The organism is Microbacterium sp., assembly GCF_036823965.1.
Classification (GTDB): Bacteria; Actinomycetota; Actinomycetes; order Actinomycetales; family Microbacteriaceae; genus Microbacterium.
This window is the reverse complement of sequence record NZ_DAITBE010000001.1, coordinates 595,093-614,915: the sequence shown is the minus strand read 5'-3', so window position 1 is coordinate 614,915 and position 19,823 is coordinate 595,093. Positions and strand designations below refer to the sequence as shown.

Genomic DNA, 19,823 nt, shown 5'->3' with positions numbered 1-19,823 from the left:
TTCTGGCGCGTCATGCGCCGTTGAGGTTGTCAAGCCGATCGGAGGATCGGACTTCCTGGTGCCCGGCGCACACCCGCCTTCTCACGAAGGACCTGAGGGAGTGGATGCCGCGACCGGAGTCGCTCTGGGCACGCGTAGTCACCCCGAATTCGAGGTGCTCCTCCAGCATACAGGATGCGGCGGCCCGCACTGCCTGCATGCGGCGGCACTCTGCCTGCACATGGCCGCTGTCTCAGAGGCTCTCCCCCGCTTCCTGCGCGCGATCTCGCTCCGAGCGCCCGATGCCTGCGTGGACGGTCAGGATGCCCGAATGACGATTCCTCTGCGCGTGCTCGGCGTCCTCGGGCTGCTCCTGATCGCCTTCGCCGCTTCGTCGTCGGCCGACGCGGCTGCTGCCCCCGCGCATGTGCGTGCGCCCACCGATGCGCCTGAGCCTGCCGATTCGCCTGAGCCTGCCGATGCCGATGCTCCCTCCGCGCGCTGGACATGGCCGACGCCGGGCACCCGGGTGGTGCTCGAACCCTTCCGTGCACCGGCACACGCGTACGGCGCCGGTCACCGCGGCATCGACATCGAGGCGGCGATCGGTTCGGTCGTCGTCGCGCCTGCGCCGGGCATCGTCGCGTTCCGCGGCACCGTCGTCGATCGTCCGTTGCTCACGATCGAGCACGATGGTGGCCTGGTCACGACGTTCGAGCCCGTGGATTCCTCATTGCAACCCGGGGACTCAGTCGTCGCGGGCGATGCGATCGGCGCCGTCGCGACCGGCAGCCACACCGAACCGGCAGCGATGCACCTCGGCGTGCGTCTGGATGGGGTGTACATCAATCCGCTGCTGCTGTTCGGCGACGTTCCCCGAGCCGTCCTGCTGCCCTGCTGTCGGTGAGTCGGGCGCGAAAGCTCACGCCCTCGGGTGCGCCAGCCGGTAGGTGGCGGTGAGGCGCTCCGCCGACACGTGCGTGTAGATCTGGGTGGTGCCGAGGCTCGCGTGGCCCAGGATCTCCTGCACCGCCCGAAGATCGGCTCCACCGTCAAGGAGATGCGTGGCCGCGGTATGCCGCAGCGCGTGCGGACCGACGGTGTCCTCGCCGACCAGGGGCGAGAGCACGCGCGCCACGAGCTCGTAGACGGCGCGGGGTCCGATCCGGGCGCCGCGTGCGCCGAGGAACAGGCCGGGCGTCGCTGACACCGCGCGAGCGATGAGCGCGGTCCGTCCGCGGGTGAGATAGGCCGACACGGCGTCCCGGGCTGGTGCACCGAAGGGAACGACCCGTTCCTTCGCGCCCTTGCCGAGCACTCGCGCTGTACCGCGGTCGAGGTCGAGATCGTCGACGTCGAGTCCGCACAGTTCCGAGACTCGGATGCCTGAGCCGTACAGCAGCTCGAGTATCGCGTGGTCGCGGAGCGCGATGGGATCGCCGGACGCGGCGGCATCCCGGTGCGCGTCGAGCAACCCGGCCATCGCATCGCGCGAGGCGACCGTCGGCAGGGATCGGCCGCGCTTCGGAGCGATCAGCCGAAGGCTCGGGTCGTGCTCGATGAGCTCGTTCTCGTGCGCCCAGCTGAAGAACGAGCGTGCGGCCGCGGCCCGCCTTGCGAGCGTGGATCGTGCATCACCGCGTTGCGTGGCCCTCCAGAGCCAGTCCCGCAGCGTCTCGAGATCGACCGCATCGAGATCGATGTCACCGGCTGCGGCGTGCAGGTCACGCAGATCCGAACGATACGCTCGTGCGGTCGCCGGAGACAGCCGACGCACCTGCTCCAAGTGCTCGACGAATGCCTGTGCGGCGTGCCCGAGGTCCATTGCTTCAGCATGCCGCCGATCGTCTGTCCTGGCAGGATGCCTCGCCGCCGCCGCCGATCGAGCAGCTCGCAGATCTCTCCTCGTGGTCGACCACTGTGGGCAACGCGCTCTATCCACTCGAGTGCTTCGCGCCGACGCGCCGCCACCCTTCCCCCGCCCGCTCCACGACGCCGTCCAGTTCGAGGAGACCGAGCATCGAGCTGACTGTGTCCTTCGCGAGACCAGATCGTCGCGAGAGCTCAGCGGATGTCACGGCGGTGCGAGCACTCATCGCGTCGAGCAGCCTCACCTGTCGCGGGTCGTCAGCTCGAGCGGTCGCACCGGAGGCGTCCCCGTGCCCGCACAGCTCGCGGACATCGGCGGAGGACGTCACACACACCGCATCGTACTCACGGAGCAACCGATGGCAGCCGGCTGAAGCGGCAGACGTCACAGGCCCCGGCACCGCACCGAGTGGACGCCCGAGCGTCGACGCGTGCCCTGCGGTGTTGAGCGATCCGCTCCGCCATCCGGCCTCGACCACGACCGTGGCGTCCCCGAGCGCAGCGATCAGCCGATTCCTCGCCAGGAACCGCCACTTCGTCGGCGCCGCACCGCAGGGCAGCTCACTCACGACCGCTCCCTGCTCGGCGATGCGGCGGAACAACGACGCGTGCCCAGCGGGATATGCCCGATCGACCCCGCCTGCCAGAAAGGCGACCGTCGAGCCGTCGACGCCCAGCGCCGCGCGATGGACCGCTCCGTCGATGCCGTACGCTCCCCCGGACACGATCACCGTTCCGGAATCCGCGAGGTCACCGCTGATCTCGGCGGCGATCAGCTCGCCGTAGCTGCTCGATGCCCGCGCGCCGACGATCGAGAGATGCGGGCCTGGTGCGAGCAGCCTCGCATCGCCCCGCACCCAGAGGGCGCTCGGCGCGTTCGCGCCGAGATCGTCGAGCGACGTCGGCCAGCTCACGTCGCCGGGCAGCAGCAGCGTCGCGCCCACGTCGCGCGCACCCTCGAGTGCATCGCGGACGCCGTGTGTCGATGCGCGAAGACGCCATCGATCCCTGGCCTCCTTGAGCGCACGATCCGCGCGCGGGAACGACACACCGCCGGCGGACCCGCTCCGCAGACGATCGTCGAGCGCGAAGCGCATCGCCTCCACGGCCCCGACCTGGCTGATGAGCGTCCCGGCGACGCCGTCGCCAGGTTCAGCGATCACGCTCCACGCTGCCCTGGCGATCGCGTCGGCCGGTTCGGAGCCGTCGGCGCGCACGCTGGACGCAGCCGCGACGACAGCAGCATCCTGCAACAGTTCGTCGATCACGGTGTCCACCCCCGGCGCAGGTGCAGGGCACGACCGACCTCCTCGAGTCCCGGCCGCTCGCGCTCCGCAAGATCCGCCATGGTCCATGCCAAGCGCAGCACTCGGTCGTACCCGCGGAGCGTGAGCAGTCCGCGTTCGAGGGCTCGATCCAGGGGCGCGCGGTCTGCGGCGCTGAGCCGGAGCGCGCCCTGGCGCATCCACGTGCCGGGGATCTCCGCGTTCCGACGCCACGGCGTCCCACTCCAGCGTTCGGCGGCCCGTGCGCGCGCCGCCAGCACCCGAGTCGCGGCATCAGCGGTCGACGTGCGAGCCGCACTCCCCGCCGTGGCCGTCCGAGCGGCCACTCGGGCGACCTGGAGGTCGATGTCCACTCGGTCACGCAGCGGCCCGGACAGTCGGGTCGCGTAGCGGCGGATCGCCATCGGCGGACACATGCACTCGGCACCTCGCACTCCGTGGTTCCCGCACGGACAGGGGTTCATCGCGAGCTTTTGAACGTACTTTGCCGCGTGTCTAGTGTCCTGGCGTTGCCCCGAAGGTTTGGCTGGGGGCATGGACGATCCCCCGCTCACCGCGAGCACTAGACGCTGGCGACAGTTCAAGCAGGTCCGCACCGAGGGCGGCACAGACTCAGATGCTGAGGACATGATTGCGCGTCTATTGCAACGTGCCCTACCTCACATCCCAGTGGGTACGCCTTACCTGGTGAGCCCGGATTTCGAGTACGACGCGGAACTGAACGACTTCTTCCACTCCGCAAATATGCTTGGCTCGAGGATGTCGACACGGGTTGGCTACGCAAGCAACCTGGCGGCATTCTTGAACTTCCTTCATGTGAACCGCGGCGGAAAGAACTGGCGTGATGCGACGCCGGAGGATCACGAAGCCTATTTCGGGTGGCGACGGGAGGATCCGGACGGACCACGTGTTGGAGCATCTACGTGGGACCGAGAGGTCGCCGCGGTCAATCGCTACTACGCCTGGCAGGTTGCCCGAGGCTCGATACTGGAAAACCCGATTCCGCAACGTCAGCGTCGAGCGTTCCGCCAACGCGCCGGGCACCTCCTAGATGGGGGAACAGCCCCTGCGACGCGGTCTCATGGCGCGCGCCGCGACAGGCTGGATTGGCTCCCGTCTTCGTCGTATCGCCGCTGGCGGGACATTGGCCTCCGCGGTTACAGACCTGATGGTCAACGAGATCAGGAGTTCCGAGGCCGCTGGGCCACGCGTAACGCCACCTTCGCTGACATGTTGGTCCGCACTGGGTTGCGGCTGGCGGAACAAGCGAGCCTGTTTACGTTTGAGTTGCCCGCCGTAGCGCGGGCGAGCGGTTACCACCGGTATTTTTTACCGGCGTCTGTGGCCAAAGGCGGATCCTCGCGGTGGATCTACATTCCATCGAGTGTTTTGCGTTCGCTCCACGAGTACGTCGAGACGGATCGAAGCGAGGCTCTCGAGCGCTTTCGAGCCTCTGGTGGACATCGCATACCGCCGGACAGTTTCATCCTGGACGCCGACAGACGGCACGCGCGAGCGGTCGGATCAGGGCATCGCATTGGTACAAACCTGCTGACCCCAGAGGAACGCCGACGCACATTTGTCGATCGCGGCGACGCGCTAGAACCAGCCTTGCTGTGGCTTTCGGAATCCGGAGACCCGATGTCGGTTTCGAGTTGGAAACACATCTTCAGCCAGGCCAACGCCCGTTGCGCGAGGAACCGGGTCGCTCTGCATGCGAGCGCGCATACGCTCCGCCACTCCTTCGCGGTCATCACTCTGGAACACCTCCAGCGGGGGCACATAGCGGCGCTTCGGTCCTTGAACTTGGACCAACGTGGAGAGTACGTGCGCGTATTCGGAGACCCCTTAGATTGGGTGCGCCGCAGACTTGGCCACCGGAGCATCGAGACCACTCAGATCTACTTGCACACTCTCGCAGACCTCGAGATGACGACGCGGATGAAGCTCATCCCAGATGAATGGGAAGACTCGAGCAATCCAGTTCTTATTGCTCAGGAAAACGCATGAACGGCCCGACGAGTCGCCGCGGATCGACTGGCGTGGGTCGTCCAGCCTCACTGCCGTCTAGCCACTACAGCCGCGAGGATCCCCGCTCCGCCACGGAGTCACCGATCGTCCGCTTCGTTGGCGAGGACGGACGACGGTGGGAGTTCGACATCGGCGCCCTGCCATTGCCGGGATGGCATCCTGCTTTGGCGGAGAGTTGGGCCCAACGAGTGGGGCCAGCGGGAGGTCTCCGTACTCTTTCTTCAGCCATGGGAGGTTGGACGATACTGTCGCGATTCGTGCATTTCCTGAGCTGCTCCGTCGACCCGCCCTTGACTCCCAAGCGGCTACGTCCGAGGCACTTCGACGGGTTCCGTGAAAGCCTTGAGGCGACATCAAATCGTCAGACCGTGACGAAGCACCTTCATGCCGTCGGAACGCTGCTCGATCTGCCCCCTTTCGCCGTGGATATAGGAGAAGACCTTCGCGAGAAATTCCGGCCGCGAACGCGCAACACGCGCTCGTTCGCTCCGGGATACTCGGACCGCGAACTACGGTCGATTATCGCCGCCGCTCGTCAGGACGTCGCATCTTTGCGCGATCGGTTGGATCGACGTGTCTCCGACGACGACGCTCCAGCCATTGCGCAAGCCTTGGCGACAGGCAGCATATCGGCCGACGGGGTTCCCTTCCTCGATCGGATGGCTCACCGTCGACGGTTGGGCGAACAGGTCTTCGTCACCAGGCGAGACTTGATCCCTCTGCTGACGTTGTTCGTGAGTACGACAGGATGGAACGTCGAGACGATCAAAGAACTGACCACCAGTCACCGCGTCATCGAAGACGTCGCAGTAGAGGTCAGCTTGCTCAAGCGCCGACGAGGCCCCGGCAGATGGCACAACTCGGCCACCTGGGAAATCGGAAAGCCAGGCCAGGAACTCCGCACACCTGGCGGGCTGTACCTCCTTATGCTCCGCCTTATGGAGCCAGCTAGATCGCTCGTGGCTGACAGCCCCTACTGGGCCGTATGGCTTGGGGCCGGTCGCTCTGGACCTGATCGTGTCGGCAACCCTTTCGGGGCCGCCCTGAACACGGAGGTGAGCAATCGGGACTGGGTCAGGAAACACGGCCTACACGCAGACAAGAGTTCGGACCAAATCCGCAACGACGAGCCGCGTGGCACCGGAGACTCTCCTCATTTTCCAGGGCATGACCTGCCCCTGAGCTTTCCGAGGCTCAAGAAGAGCGTCGACGTTCGTCGCACGCGTGCAGTAGGTGGGCATCTGCCGTCTGCTACGCGCTCGAACACAGTTCCTGTGCTGTTTCGCAACTATCTATCAGGCGACCCGTCGACCATTGACTGGGCCCGCGGTGTCATGGCCGATGCCGTCGCAGACGCAGAACGGTCAGCCTGGTCTGCCCACCTGAAGGCTCTTCAGGCGAGCGGACGTCAACGCCTCGACGTGCGCCCAACTTCGATGCCTGTCGCCGCGGTTTCGTCGAGCGCCGGCTCTTCCGTACTAGACGAGGGGCCGTGGTCGGCGTGTCGAGATCATGCCCACCATCCCTTGACCGGACGCCGCTGCTCTCAATCCTTCCTTGACTGCTTCAGCTGCGCGAACAGCGTGATTACGGGCGACCACCTCCCGAACTTGCTCTCACTCCTTGAAGGACTCGAATCTCGTCGCGCACACATGACGAGCGATGCTTGGTGGCGACGCTACGGTCCAAGCTGGACGGCGATCCGTCACGATGTCCTTCCCCGATTCACCGAGGGCGAGGTTCAAGAAGCGACAGACCACAAGCAAGGCGATCGCCTCCTAGATCTCGTTGATCCACGATGGGAGCATTCGTGATGTCCAACGCCCACGCACTACCTTCAGAGGTGGCCGACGACCCGTACGTTCTCCACGGGCGCCCACTGATTCAGGGTGCGGCACTCGCGCAGACTGCAAGGTTCAGTGACGACGTCTGGCCCGTAGGTGTCGCCGTATTGCAACGAAGCGGACGCTCTCAAAGCCTGCACTTCGGAACTATCCCTGCGGAGCACCGACTTGAGATCAAGCTGGTCTGCTACGCAGCCCTCTCTGGTGAGATCCCGACCCACGAGGATCGGCCGGGCATCCAGACGATTCTGTCAATGCAGAATCGCATCCGTCACCTCAGCGACTGGCTCAGCACGTTCCGCCCCGGGATGATGATTTCCGACCTGCGGCCCCACGACCTCGACGACTATCAGACTTACCTCATCGCAAACGTTCGGTCACCGTGGCAGCGGCACGCGTTGCGCACTGCCGTGGCCTATCTCTGGCGTTACCGATCCACGCTCGGAGCCAGGGCGCTGGGATTCGATCCGCGCCTCACCGCGTTCTGGTCGATCGAGCCCTATCCCGGAAAGCGCACCGAGAACGCCACTTCGCGGATCCCCGAAGCCGTCCACGCGCCGTTGTTGGTTTGGGCAACTCGCTTCGTCGACGACTTCTCGCAGGACATCATCGACGCCACCGCTCTCTGGCACGCCCGGAAAGCGAGGTCGAGAGTGGGCGAGGACCCGCATCGACGTCAGAAAGTTGCTTGGGGACAGGCTCCGAGCCTCGTTCGCGCCTACCTTGCAGCAGCAGAAGCCGCTCGACGTCCACTTCCCGGAAGCGCAGGCCGACCCAACATGTCCGCGATCGCGCGCGCCGCCGGTTGCAACCCCCTCGCGTTGAGCCCCTTCGCAACCAAAATCGCTGAACTCGCCGCAACCCTAGGTGTTTCCGAATATGCGGACTTGGACCAACGGATCAATGGTCGACTAGACGGCCGGCCATGGATCCTGGGGTTTCGAACCAACCCGCACGAGGTCGACTCGCTATCAAGGATGTCCAGCCTGCTGCAGACGGCTTGCTACATCGTGATTGCTTTCCTGTCCGGGATGCGTGACAGCGAGATCAAGCACTTGCAAACCGATGCCGCTGAGTGCGTCACCGACTCGCAGGGCACTCCGATGCGCTGGTTCGCCCACAGCCTCGCATTCAAGGGCGAGGAAGAGGTCGCGGGAGTGCCCGCGATGTGGACTATCGGAGAACCCGCCGCTCGTGCGATTAGGGTTCTCGGGCGTTTAACTGAAGCATCTGGGTCGCCGGGCCCATGGCTGTTCATCCCACTTGGGACAGGGCCGGGTCGAGGATCCGGCGCACGCAACTCCAACGAAGTTCTAACAGTCGCCGGGACGAACCTCGCCCTGAATCGCTTTCGAGACTGGGTGAACGGTTACTGCCGAGTGCACAACCGCGAGGACGGCATTCCCAACCACAACGACGAACCGTGGCGTCTCACCACACGTCAGTTTCGGCGGACCCTCGCCTGGTACATCGCGCGCCGTCCTGGAGGCGCAATCGCCGGCGCAATCGCCTACCGGCACCACAGCATCCAAATGTTCGAGGGGTACGCGGGCACGAGCGACTCTGGCTTTCGGGCGGAAGTCGAAGCCGAACAGGCACTCGCACGCGGCGAGCACCTCTTGGCGATGATCGAGCGAACTGATCATCTCCAACTCGCCGGACCGGCAGCCGACGAAGCTCACGCAAGGCTGTCAGAGTTCAGCTCGAACGGTGTATACGCAGGCACTGTGCAAACGGATCCCCGCCGTTTTCTCCGACTTCTAAAGTCGAGAGGACCACAGGTCTACCCGGGCCATTACGTGACATGCATCTTCGATGCATCGAAGGCACAATGTCAGATGACACCGGACGGCCCGGACCTGGAGACGTGCCAGCCACTCACCTGTCAAAACGTGGCGTTGACCGAAGACAACCTCTCCGCCTGGCGATTGGAGATCCTCCAAATCGACGCCGACCTCATGCAGCGCCCTGCTTTGCCTCCACTACTCATCGACCGCCTACGGCAACGACGAGCACGTATCCTCAGCCGCCTGAACGGAGATCCCGATGACTCGACGAGTTAACCTTCCAACGATTGAACAGGTCCAAACGGCCATTCAGGAACTCTCAGGACACGAGTCCGATTCGCCCCTCACGGTTCGCCGACTCGCGCAACATGTCGGCCTGGCCAACAGCACCTTTTGGCGCCACTTCCCTGAGATAGCTCAGTCCGTCGCAGACAAGCGCCGTCAGCGCACGCGAACAGGAACTGCGCCCCGCCCCGCCGATCAAGAAAGACGCAATGAAACTGAGGCCCGCCTTCGTGAACGCGTCTCAGAGCTGGCCTCCCTGGTCGCCGCGTCAGCCGCGCAAGTGCAGCGGCTCACGCTTGAGAATCGCGTACTTCGCGAGCGTCTCCAAACCGAGAGCTCAATCGTTCACATAAGGGAGAGATGAGATAACGGCGAACGTCCGCCCACGCGAGCGCAATGTTGGTCGCCTCCGCGTCGCAGTCATGGCAAATCGCCTTGAGAGGACCATCGTCGCGGCAACGTCGTCCCACACTCGCTGGAATCCTGAGACTTATAGGGATGTATAGCGTTTCCGTATACATCCCTATAAACCCCTAGATCTGGCTATGTCTGACCAGAATCTGTGTCGACCTGATCTCATGCGGCAGCCGTCCAACCTCGAGACCGTCCGAGGCGAGCACGCATCGCGGAACTCGGACTCACTTCCCGGGCCAAAGTTCGCCGATCGACCATCCGAGTATTGCCACTGCCCCCGCTGACTTCGAACCTCGGCGATCGCCCGGCGCTCGGCTGCGATCAATCGTGGCGGCTGAGGTCGATGAACAGCCTGAGTCGCGGTGACGAAGTCGGAGATGTTCTTGACTCATGCTGCAGCAACCGTTGCGGGACACATTCAACGGGCCTTTTCGGCCGCGTGCTCAGCGCACAACGTCCACGTCCATAGGTGAATCGCGTACTGGCGAGCGGGTGCCCCGCACTCCTCACAAGTCACGATGCTCTCCCACTCCGCGGCTCGAATCGTCTCGTTGAACTCCTCGTCGTACTCTTCTGGGTCCTCAGAGGCGGCCGCGAAAAAGCTGAGGGAGCCGAATTTCGACTTCACCTGGAAGACGGAGTACGCGGGGGCAATAGCCGCGAGGCGGGAGTCGAGCGCGGCAATCAGCGGATACCACCCAGGGTTCACATCGATGATCGCGGGCCAGTCCGCTGCGAAGCGGTCGACGACGCTCTCAAGGCTCGGCGGGAAGTTCGCGGTCATTGTTGCTCCAGACGTGCGAGTTGTCGGCGTCGCGAGTGGACCCGAAACTCGCGTCCGACACGTAGGCTCCGCATCACCCCTTTGTCAAAGCTAATCATCCCTCGCCGTCGCCATTCGATCGCAGCGAGCCCACGGAATCCTGCGACAACGCGTCGCCTCTCCATGAACTCCAGCCCAGCGGGCAGAGGGCCCGGTATCCCGTCCGTATCGGGCAGCAGATGCACGAACAACTCAGCAAACGTAGGTCCGGCAGCAGTGCGTCGGCGGGTTTGCGCCACGAAGATCGCAGCAGCGAGTGCCCACTCCTCGGCGCTCTCAGCCCCAGTGAATTCCTCAAAGATGTACACCCACTCGACGGGCGGAGGGGCCTCAATGTCTTTCCACCAGACCGGGTACGACGTATGCATGCTCAGGCCACCACCTCTGCGGTCGTATGCACGGGCCTCTCCCGCGGCACGACCGCCTGTCATCGGGATGGGCAGCACACGTGCAAGGAACAGCGGAGCAATCCGACGGAGACATGATTGTTTCGTATGGCCTCCGAAATTATGCCATACAGAATAGGCCGTACGGGAGTGCGCCACTCAGCAGTCTGAGTAAGTGTCAAGGCGAAATGAGCAGGTCGAAGCTGCCTGGCGAATCTACGCCCAGCGTCTGGCCACATCGCTTCGCTCCGCTCGGGACCGCGCGAACCTCAGTCAAGAAGACGTGGCCTATCGCGCTGGCCTGACCCGGTACACGTATCAGAAGTATGAGAAGGGCGAGTCTCGCCCCGGCGCTCCGATCAACCCCACGCTTCGGACCCTGCTCGCATTATCTCAAGTACTCGAGGTACCTCTTGATCGTCTCCTCCCCGACTCAGTCCCCGATCTTCGGAGCCGATGAGACCGATCCGCGGTCATAACCAGCGGCACCGAACTCGAAGCTTGATGTCCCGCCCCGAAGCACAGTTTTGCGGCTGCGTCGCCGTCAGAGAACGATCGGCCGTGCCCCGCCTGCCACCAAGAAAATGTGAGCTCCTCGGTGCTCCACTGACCACGTGGCAAGCGTCGGAACTGTGCCGCTGAGTGAAACGATGAGTGCTACGAAACGGCCGAATTGCAGGTCAGGATCGGTGACGTGCCTCACGTAGGTTTCGAGGTCGACCTCGCTGGGTACTGGTGGAACGTCTACGTGGGTGTGCCATTCACCAATCCAATGTGACCCATCAGATCGATATAGCTGCTCCGCAATCTCCTGCGTGTGCGCGAGATCGCGACGGAAAAGCCGAGCGCCGTGGAGAGCCTTTGGACCTGGACCGGCGGCGTGCAGGACGCGACTGCCGTCAGATGGACCGAATAGCGCTCCGCCCGTTTCATACCGAGGATCGCCTGCTCGGATCGTCCGTCCGATGAACTCGATCGCTGCTGCCTCGATCTCGATTGTCACGTCGGACTGCATGCTGGGCAATCATCGTAGGGTCGCCCAGCGGGATACCAGGTCTGATCGAGCATTCGCGTCGCGTTGAACGGGCTGGGATACTCGGGGGCCGGTCGTAGTGCGATCACAAGGTTGTCGTCGACGAGCGTCTGATCGAGTTCACCTTGCCGCCGCAGTAGGGTGGCGACCGCGATCTTCGCCGCAAGTTGACCGATGAGGTGGAGATCACCGCCGACGGCGGTCATGGGGTTGTGGCGAGTGCCGGTGCCGTACCCACGGTCGAGCGTGGTCTCAAGATCTATGCGTCCCGCCTCTTGGAGGCGTCGTCTCTGGCATTCAAGGCACCCAACCTCTGGTAGGGGACGGATCCGGAGGATCTCGCCGTATCGCCCGTCGCCCAGTACGCAAGCGAGAACGATCGGCTTCCCAGCTCTGCGGGCAAGGTAGTTCGCAACGCGTCTCGGCTCCACGCCGTCAACGGTGCAGATGACTATGTCCGCGGCATCGAGCAATGGTCGGACGACGTCGGCGTTGACGACGAGGTCGATTGGCCACGCAACGAATCCGCATTCCGGCCAGTTGGCTCCAATCGTCTGCGCGAGTGCATCCACCTTGTTCATGCCCACGCGAGCGGTCGTGAGGACGTGTCGCGGCACGTTGTGGAACAGGAACCGATCTGGATCGACAGCGTCGATCTGACCAACGCCGTAGCTGGCAAGTGCCTCCGCAACGGCGCCACCGATACTTCCTGCGCCCAGTAGCAAGACCCGCGTCTGCGAGAGCTGTCGGATCGGCCAGTACCCGTCAAGCGCACTGAGGAGTTCTTGCCCGTTGTGGATGTCTAGCGCAATCGGACGCACGACGGATTCGGAAACCATCCAGGCTGACCAAGCCGGTCGCGGTTGCCCGTCCACGATCTCCGGGGGTTCGGGGCAATAAGTTACGGCGATCGACCACTTTCCGGGGGAAGGCTCGAGGGCCCTGGGCACAATGCGCTTGAACTCTTCGAACGTCAGGCTGCCGGATTGCCTCGTCAGGAAATACTCCACGACCACGATTTCTTGCGTGACCGAGTACCAGTGGCCGGCTGGGTGGAAGTCGGCACTCATCAGGAAATGCCCGGGGTCGGTGATGACCGGGACGCGATCTGATCCTTCGTTTGAGAGCGCGACGACCAACGCCGCTCGATCGGGACCAGAAAGCCGACACGTCAGATTGCCCCACCCATGCCCGTTCTCGATGACTTCTTGCGCTTCCGAGGGCAGGAGAACCAGCCAGTCTTCTCCGATCGTCAACGAGACTCCTCGACGGCCTTCTCGATGATCGAGTCTAGGCAATCGTCATGCGCGATCCCGCTGGTCGTCATCTCTGCGATCGTTCGCTTCTCCAAGAGTGCGAATTCGATTGCCCACCCGGAAGCCTTCCGCAGCAGTTCGCTGGTCTGAGACCAGGGGTACCACTGATCAGCGTCGCGAATCAGGCATAGTCGCCCGCTCGGGAGCACATGAAATTGCGTGAAGCCTCGGAGGTTCTGAGCTGGCTGCGGAATGAGCGGAACAACCTGGGGCGGCGCCGCCGGGAACGCGTGAGTGTACTCGACCCGCACAACGAATGGATCGACCAGATCACTTATCTCGGCGGGCGCAGGCCTCGCGAAGGGCCAGAGAGGCAACGGGCCTTCGAAGTATCCGGGTCCTTCCGGTGTCCATTGGAGCAGAGGTGCGACGCCTCGCACATCCATCTTCTCCTGCTCGAGTCGGAGCGGGTCATCTTCCCACCAGGTGCGTGTAGCGAGCATCATCCCTGGGGAGAGTCCTTGATCGGACGCGGGCCTGGGTCGGGTTCACCGGTCGGGGGCAGCACGAGCGGGAAAGCCTCGCCGAAAATACTCTGCCAAAGTCGCGTGGCGGTGGGTTGATCGTTGTTCGCGACCGCTTTCACCGCTGCAGACGCTGACGCAGCCGAGTCTTCGAGGGCGCGGCGCAGGCCAGCAGTATCGAGATCCGGTTGAATCAAGCCAGATAGCTCCGCCGGGTCTTCGATCACGAGATCATGATTCGAGGCCTCGATGAAGAAATTCTTGAGGGCTTCTGGGCGGTTCGCTTGAGAAAGACATTCGAGAGCGAGAACCTCCATCACGAGCGATTTCACCCGACCGGTGTCCTGTTTGTGCTGCCTTGCCCAGTACTTCAGTACCCGCACCAGTGGCCGGAACTGAGGCCACTCACGTTGGCGCGCCGCGACTTCGTTGATGAGGTACTCGGGGTCAGCCAGAGACCATCGCTCTTCTCTCTTGAAAGGGATAAGTATCCCATCCGAACGACGTAGGGCCGGCATTACATCGACGGTGAACGCATCGTCTGATCCGGGCGGGTCGATGAAGCATTTTGCTGCTCGATTGCGGTTTGCGGTGTTGACCTGCCGTACGAGCTGCGCGTGTGATCCGCTCTCGCTAGACAGCAGCTCGTGGACGAGATCGCGGCATCGTTCGATTGCATCTTCGGCCGACTTCCCAGGCTGGCCCCACTCTGGATGCTGATCGGGGTCGAACTCGACGACCAGGTCGACATCGTGCACTGGTTGCAGCTGCGTGCTCCGGGCCAGAGATCCAGACCCCCAGACCAGCTTCACATCAGGCGCTGTGCTGAGAGCGGTCTTGAAAACGTCTCGACGCTCTCTTGCGAGCTGCACAATCTCCACGTCCGCGTCGATCTCAGCCTGCAACGAGTCGAACGAATCCAGCACTGCCATGAAGCCTCCCAGTGACCTTGGGCAGATGCGACGACTCCGTCCGGTCTGCGTAGTCATCAGGATAGTCCGGGCCTCCGACACGCGGCCGTCCGGGCGGATTGCGGCGCGGGCGTCGGACTTCCGTTGCATACTCGTCACATACCCGGAGCAGAGGCGATCAGGAGTATCAAAATGAGCACGAGTGTCGACGTACTCGGTCCGTTGTTTCTTTCCTATCGACACAACGACGGGGCTGAGATCGTGGCGAATCTCGCCTGGCTGCTACGCGCCGCTGGCATTCCAGTCTGGCGGGACAAGGATGACCTCCCCCCTGGGGACACTGCGGAGAGGCTGGCCGAAGCAATCGGCGATGGCCTGTCGGGCGCGGTGTTTGTCATCACCGAGGACATCGCGAACAGTGCGATCGTTCGAGGCATCGAAGCGCCGAAGCTGATCGACCTCCATCGGTCTGACGCCCGATTCCAACTCCTGATCGCCAACGACGTCGCAAAGGAATCATCTGCGTCGCTTGACTACAGCGCTCCCGATCGGCTCTTGGGCCGAGTGAAGGATGACCTGAAGGGTGTAGATCAAAGTGGTACAAGCCCGGAGGGACTGCTTTCACTCGTCGGAAAGGCAGTTGCACATCGCATGGCGCAACATCGCCCTTTGGTGGAAAACAATGGGCGATTCGACCTCTCGATTCAGACTCGAAACATCGGCCAGGTCTACGACCGTACTGGCGCCCAGCTCGACATACGTGTACGCCGGTCGAGTCACGAAACGCTTCCGGACTCGGCCGGACTGGAGGACCTCCGTCGCAGCCTCACACTGTTGCCAGATGCGATCACCAGGACAGGCGCTCGGGCAGTACGCATAACGGGTGGCGCACACCTGTCGATCGCTTTCGCGCTAGGAATCGCCCTGCCTTCGGCAAGGATTGGCCATCTCGAGGTCGTCGATCAACGCGATGCAATCTGGGCCAGCGGAGAAGAAGCGGCTGTCCCGTCAGCGCCAACGCTCCAGTTCACTGCCACGAAATCAGAGGAGCCAGCCCCACAGGGCACACGTCCAACTGTCGCGGTGTATGTCGATCTTCTCCCCACGCAAAGTGACGCGGCGTTCGACCGCTACCTCGCCGAGCACGGAGAAGAACTTGATGCCTACGCGGTCATCCGACTCCACGAGCGTGGCCTCATCGACCCGGCTCGCGCAGGAGCAATAGCTTCCGAAGTCGCTGGTCTGATCCGCCAGCTTTCGGCGACATACGGCAACGCTCAAGTAGACCTGCTCCTCGCTCTGCCTTTTGGGCTCGCCGTACTCATCGGTCGACTCTGCAACACCCTGCGGCTCCGCGTGTTCGAATGGGACAACAGTGACGACGAGGCGAGCAGCGACGCTCGGCCGCGATACGTTCCGTGCGTCGCGGTGCGCGCAAATTCCTCATCTGGCCCCATCACTGCTGTGCTGCTCGAAGCATGCACGGCGTGACCTCGCCCTCGGCCTGACTCTCTTTCACTGCCGGGCAGTCATCCCACGGGCCGTGACCGGGTCTGGAACCGAGACTTTTGGCGAAGCGGCCCGATGGCACTACTGCCAGCTACACAGAGACACCGCGGCTCAGCTCAGCGTGCATGGAGCAGCCGGCTGTCTCACGAAACGTCGGTAACCGAATTTCAGTCTCACCCTGCCTAAAACGTCGGGCGGACCGTTTCGGCGCAACAGGTTCCGGCAGGGGGTTTCGGCAGGCGCGAGACCGGCGTGTCGTGCCGTCGGCTGTGGAGTTGATCGGTACAGGGCGGTGTTCTGTGGTCGCTCGGTGGCGGGGATCAGGAGTCGGGCTGTTTTGGATCGCATGCGTTTTGACACGCATTGGTTGAAGACATCTCGAGCGGGCGAGGGCGTCCGCGTTGGGTATCTCCGCGCGCCGCGCGACGACAGAAACCGAATCGTCAGCAGACCCGATGGCGTCGACTCAGCGAAGTGATCGGCGCAGCGCGTTGACCGCGCGCACGTGGTTCTCGGCCCGCCGGTGCCCGTTCGCGGGTGATGGGTGCGGCGCCGCCAACACGGGCACGATGACCGGTTGAGCATGCAGGGTGTAGTACCGCATGATCCCGGTCAGCGCTGTCGCACCAAACGTCACGATCGAGGTCAGGCTCGGCATCAAAGCGATGATGGCAGCAAGAGCAGGTTGCGCGTCGTTGAGGTCGTCGGCGTTGGGTACGCGGCGCCCGCCGGCTGCGTCGAACAGTGGCCAAGGGACCACGTTCCACCGCACGTAGTCGCCACGCGACATTCCAGCCTCTAGACGCGCGGCTTTGAATGACCGCGACGTAGGGTTCACGTTGTCTTCTGAACTGAAAGCCGAAGAGTTGGCGCTCGCCGTCAGATTCGCCGGGCTCTCGAAGAGCACCAGCACTCGTGCTTGCACTCCACCACTGTCGGGGTCGACCCATGGCACTACCCGGGAGCCGTGGTCGGCTGTGCGCAGCCGTCGAACGAGTGCGTTCAGGGCTGCCACATGCGGTTCTTCCAGGCGATCAAGCTTCGATGCTCTCCCCGCGACCCCTGTCGTTTCAGCGTGCATGCGTCCGGGCGATCAGAAGCAGTCGCTCGGCGTTCTCCGGCAGGCCGGTTGTGCTGCGCGCCCACACCGCCGTGAGCGGACGCTTCAGCGCCAGTCCCGCAATACGAACCCGAACGAGGCGACCGAGCGTCACGTCGTCGCGGATGGCGAGTGAGCTCAGCACCGCGGGCGCACTACCCGAGGCGGCGGTGGAACGGATCGCGGTCGTTGTTGGCAACACCAAAGCGGGAGCATCCGGAACCAGCGGTGACTCGAGCGCTCCGAGGGCGAGTTCGAGCGTGCGCCTCGTGCCGGAACCCTCTTCACGGACCACCAGGGCGGTCGAGGCGAGCTCTGCTGCGCTGACCGCGCGTCGACGCCGCGCCCATGGATGGTTCACCCCGACCACGACAACAAGCTCGTCGAACCCGATGACCCGCGATTCGAGGTCGGAAGGCACGTCGGGGGTCTCGATGAACCCGATGTCGCGGGCACCCGCGCGCACCTGCTCAACAACACTACGACTATTCGCCACGGCCAGATCGACGGCAGCCGGATGCCCGCTCCCCGCCTGGAACGCAACCAACCACTCCGGCATGAGGTGCTCGGCGACCGTCAGACTCGCGCCGACCCGCAGCTGCAAATGACGTGCGTCTCGGAGAGCTCTGACCGCCACCTCGAACCGGTCGGCAGCATCCAGCACATCCTGCGCCCAACCGGCCACCAGCATGCCCGCCTCGGTCAACTGGGAACCACGGGCCGACCGGGTCACGAGCTCGGATCCGGTGCGGACTTCCAGGGCGCGGATGCGCGAGGAGACCGCCTGCTGGGTCACCCCGAGGTTCGTGCTAGCAGACGTGAGACTGCCGAACTCTGCCACGGCCGCGAGAGTCTGCAGACTTTTCAGATCAGGCAGTTCGAAGTCGCTCACGATCGTCCCGTTCCCACAAGCTCTGCTTGTGACCCCACAAGCCTAACGGTCTTCTGCGGTCGCCCCGCGAAGAGGAGGGTTGAAGCATGTCAACCGCCCAGGCCGTCCGACCCGCCACCCCGTCACGGATGCTTATGCGCGAGCTCGAACACCCGATGCACATGTTCCGGAACATCACGCCGAACTGGTACGCGTCGGTCATGGGCACAGGAATCGTAGCCAACGCCGCCGCCACCCTCCCCCTGCAGTTCGCCGGCCTTCGCGCTGCGGCGACAGTGGTGTGGGTCATCGCCAGCGTGCTGCTCGTCGCGCTCACCGCCGCGACGGTCATGCACTGGGTCACGAACAGGGAGACGGCCCGCACCCACCACTTGAACCCCGTCATGGCCCACTTCTACGGGGCGCCCGCGATGGCCCTCCTCACCGTCGGGGCCGGAACCATCCTCCTCGGCCGGGACGTTCTCGGCGAACAGACCGCCGTCGCCATCGACGCCGTGCTCTGGGCCCTCGGCACGATCATGGGCCTGGCAACCGCTGTCGCGGTGCCGTACCTGACCTTCACGAAGTTCACGGTCTCGGCCGACAGCGCGTTTGGCGGCTGGCTGATGCCCATCGTGCCGCCCATGGTCTCTGCGTCGACAGGCGCCCTGCTCATCCCGTACCTGCCCGAGGGCCAGGCCAGGCTCACCATGCTGCTGGCCTGCTACGGGATGTTCGGCCTCAGCCTCCTCGCTTCTCTCATCGTCATCACCCTCATCTGGTCGCGCCTCACCACGCACAAGATCGGTGCGGCCGCGATGGTTCCGACGCTCTGGATCGTGCTTGGCCCGCTCGGCCAATCCGTCACCGCCGTGAACCTGCTCGGCGGCAACGCCCACCTCGCTACCACCACATCCCTCGCCGACGCCCTTCAGGCCTTCGGCGTGATCTACGGGGTACCCGTACTCGGTTTCGCAGCCCTCTGGGCAGCACTCGCCCTAGCGATCACCGTGCGAACCGCACGCGAACACCTCCCGTTCTCGTTGACATGGTGGTCGTTCACCTTTCCCGTCGGTACCTGCGTCACCGGCCTCACCGGGGTAGCCCTGCACACCGGATCAGTCGCGTTCCAGGTCGCCGCCGTATTCGCCTTCGCCGCACTTCTCACCGCCTGGGCAGTCGTGGCCGTCCGCACATTCCACGGCAGCGCCCTCACCGGCGTTCTCTTCATGCCCCCTGCAGCGAAGACCGTCTGAACCACCCCGCACCACACCTCACCTCACTCTGAAAGAGACCTCCCGATGAAATCGAAGATTGCCCTCACCCTTGCGGCAGCCACATTCGCCACGCTTGCACTGGCAGGTTGCTCGGCCAGCAATACCTCCGCGGCCTCAGGCTCGGCACCATCGAGCATCCCCACTTCATCTGTGCCGACAGTGGCGGAGTCGGACGCTGCAACCGCGACAAGCAGCCTCGGCACGATCATCGTCAACGGCGAAGGACTCACCGCCTACGCCTTCGACACCGATGTACCCAATTCCGGAACCAGCAGCTGCACCGACGTGTGCGCAACTACCTGGCCCGCCATCACCACCACCTCAGCTACCCCGACCGTCACCGGCATCACCGGCACCATAAGCACGATCACCGGCGTGAACGGTGCCAAACAGATCACCGTCAATGGCATGCCGATCTACACCTTCTCTAAAGACGCCGCCCCCGGCGACGTCGAAGGACAAGGTGTCAAAGGCACCTGGCACGCGCTCACACCCGCGGGCGAAAAGGTAATCACACCCGCTGCAGGCTGATATTCAGGCTTTGGCTTTGTGCCTCATCTAACTAAAGCTTTCCGAGGCACGCGAAACCTCTCCCGAGCCGCGGGAAGAAGTGGCGGAGTTCCGGGGCACCATCTGTCC

General features: G+C 63.9%; 17 protein-coding genes. 8 read left to right on the top strand and 9 right to left on the bottom strand.

Annotation, left to right across the window (positions count from 1 at the left end; all coding sequences use genetic code 11):
* Window positions 1–310 precede the first annotated feature (310 nt).
* Window positions 311–886, top strand: coding sequence for a murein hydrolase activator EnvC family protein (locus V7Z82_RS02990; protein ID WP_334147821.1), 576 nt, complete (start codon window positions 311–313; stop codon window positions 884–886).
* A gap of 15 nt (window positions 887–901) precedes the next feature.
* On the opposite strand, the gene V7Z82_RS02985 is transcribed toward V7Z82_RS02990, so the two are convergent.
* From V7Z82_RS02985 to V7Z82_RS02975, 3 genes are all read right to left on the bottom strand, one after another.
* Window positions 902–1,804 (bottom strand): tyrosine recombinase XerC, encoded by a 903-nt coding sequence (locus tag V7Z82_RS02985; protein ID WP_334147819.1) that lies wholly within the window; start codon window positions 1,802–1,804, stop codon window positions 902–904.
* 109 nt (window positions 1,805–1,913) lie between these two features.
* Entirely contained in the window at window positions 1,914–3,116 is a 1,203-nt protein-coding gene (gene dprA / locus V7Z82_RS02980) for a DNA-processing protein DprA (RefSeq protein WP_334147817.1), read from the bottom strand.
* Entirely contained in the window at window positions 3,113–3,670 is a 558-nt protein-coding gene (locus V7Z82_RS02975) for an ATP-binding protein (protein ID WP_334147815.1), read from the bottom strand. Before V7Z82_RS02975 ends, dprA begins: the two co-directional genes overlap by 4 nt.
* Between V7Z82_RS02975 and V7Z82_RS02970 the strand changes: the two genes are divergently transcribed.
* From V7Z82_RS02970 to V7Z82_RS02960, 3 genes are all read left to right on the top strand, one after another.
* A complete protein-coding gene (locus V7Z82_RS02970; protein WP_136053610.1) occupies window positions 3,669–5,144 on the top strand; it encodes a tyrosine-type recombinase/integrase in 1,476 nt (491 codons plus the stop codon). The two genes, V7Z82_RS02975 and V7Z82_RS02970, sit on opposite strands and share 2 nt — an antisense overlap.
* A 389-nt stretch (window positions 5,145–5,533) precedes the next feature.
* Entirely contained in the window at window positions 5,534–6,979 is a 1,446-nt protein-coding gene (locus V7Z82_RS02965; protein WP_136031800.1) for a hypothetical protein, read from the top strand.
* On the top strand, window positions 6,979–9,072 hold the full coding sequence (locus tag V7Z82_RS02960; protein ID WP_136037401.1) for a hypothetical protein: 2,094 nt from the start codon (window positions 6,979–6,981) through the stop codon (window positions 9,070–9,072). Before V7Z82_RS02965 ends, V7Z82_RS02960 begins: the two co-directional genes overlap by 1 nt.
* A gap of 841 nt (window positions 9,073–9,913) precedes the next feature.
* Here V7Z82_RS02960 and V7Z82_RS02955 read toward each other — a convergent pair.
* Window positions 9,914–10,279, bottom strand: coding sequence for a hypothetical protein (locus V7Z82_RS02955; protein ID WP_029259156.1), 366 nt, complete (start codon window positions 10,277–10,279; stop codon window positions 9,914–9,916).
* A gap of 600 nt (window positions 10,280–10,879) precedes the next feature.
* On the opposite strand from V7Z82_RS02955, the gene V7Z82_RS02950 reads away from it, so the two are divergent.
* Window positions 10,880–11,164 (top strand): helix-turn-helix transcriptional regulator, encoded by a 285-nt coding sequence (locus tag V7Z82_RS02950; protein ID WP_081860109.1) that lies wholly within the window; start codon window positions 10,880–10,882, stop codon window positions 11,162–11,164.
* 84 nt (window positions 11,165–11,248) lie between these two features.
* Here V7Z82_RS02950 and V7Z82_RS18100 read toward each other — a convergent pair whose 3' ends face one another.
* The 3 genes from V7Z82_RS18100 to V7Z82_RS02940 all read right to left on the bottom strand — a co-directional run bounded on the left by V7Z82_RS18100 (window position 11,249) and on the right by V7Z82_RS02940 (window position 14,449).
* Window positions 11,249–11,719: a Mov34/MPN/PAD-1 family protein gene (locus tag V7Z82_RS18100; RefSeq protein WP_081860108.1), complete on the bottom strand. Its 471-nt coding sequence runs from the start codon at window positions 11,717–11,719 to the stop codon at window positions 11,249–11,251.
* On the bottom strand, window positions 11,704–12,993 hold the full coding sequence (locus V7Z82_RS02945) for a HesA/MoeB/ThiF family protein (protein ID WP_136053609.1): 1,290 nt from the start codon (window positions 12,991–12,993) through the stop codon (window positions 11,704–11,706). The genes V7Z82_RS18100 and V7Z82_RS02945 overlap by 16 nt, the downstream gene beginning before the upstream one ends.
* Before the next feature lie 502 nt (window positions 12,994–13,495).
* Window positions 13,496–14,449, bottom strand: coding sequence for an SMODS domain-containing nucleotidyltransferase (locus tag V7Z82_RS02940; protein ID WP_334147804.1), 954 nt, complete (start codon window positions 14,447–14,449; stop codon window positions 13,496–13,498).
* Between the two features lie 171 nt (window positions 14,450–14,620).
* Between V7Z82_RS02940 and V7Z82_RS02935 the strand changes: the two genes are divergently transcribed.
* Window positions 14,621–15,919 (top strand): SAVED domain-containing protein, encoded by a 1,299-nt coding sequence (locus V7Z82_RS02935; RefSeq protein ID WP_029259151.1) that lies wholly within the window; start codon window positions 14,621–14,623, stop codon window positions 15,917–15,919.
* 484 nt (window positions 15,920–16,403) lie between these two features.
* Here the strand turns inward: V7Z82_RS02935 and V7Z82_RS02930 are convergent, their stop codons facing one another.
* Together V7Z82_RS02930 and V7Z82_RS02925 are read right to left on the bottom strand one after the other, a co-directional pair.
* Window positions 16,404–16,862 (bottom strand): uracil-DNA glycosylase family protein, encoded by a 459-nt coding sequence (locus V7Z82_RS02930; RefSeq protein WP_334147801.1) that lies wholly within the window; start codon window positions 16,860–16,862, stop codon window positions 16,404–16,406.
* Between the two features lie 145 nt (window positions 16,863–17,007).
* The gene (locus V7Z82_RS02925; protein ID WP_055944839.1) at window positions 17,008–17,928 is read right to left on the bottom strand and encodes a LysR family transcriptional regulator; all 921 of its coding nucleotides are present in this window, start codon (window positions 17,926–17,928) and stop codon (window positions 17,008–17,010) included.
* Window positions 17,929–18,014: 86 nt separating this feature from the next.
* On the opposite strand from V7Z82_RS02925, the gene V7Z82_RS02920 reads away from it, so the two are divergent.
* Together V7Z82_RS02920 and V7Z82_RS02915 are read left to right on the top strand one after the other, a co-directional pair.
* Window positions 18,015–19,163, top strand: a complete 1,149-nt coding sequence (locus V7Z82_RS02920; RefSeq protein ID WP_055944841.1) for a TDT family transporter — start codon at window positions 18,015–18,017, stop codon at window positions 19,161–19,163.
* A gap of 45 nt (window positions 19,164–19,208) precedes the next feature.
* On the top strand, window positions 19,209–19,715 hold the full coding sequence (locus tag V7Z82_RS02915; RefSeq protein ID WP_055944843.1) for a COG4315 family predicted lipoprotein: 507 nt from the start codon (window positions 19,209–19,211) through the stop codon (window positions 19,713–19,715).
* Window positions 19,716–19,823 lie beyond the last annotated feature (108 nt).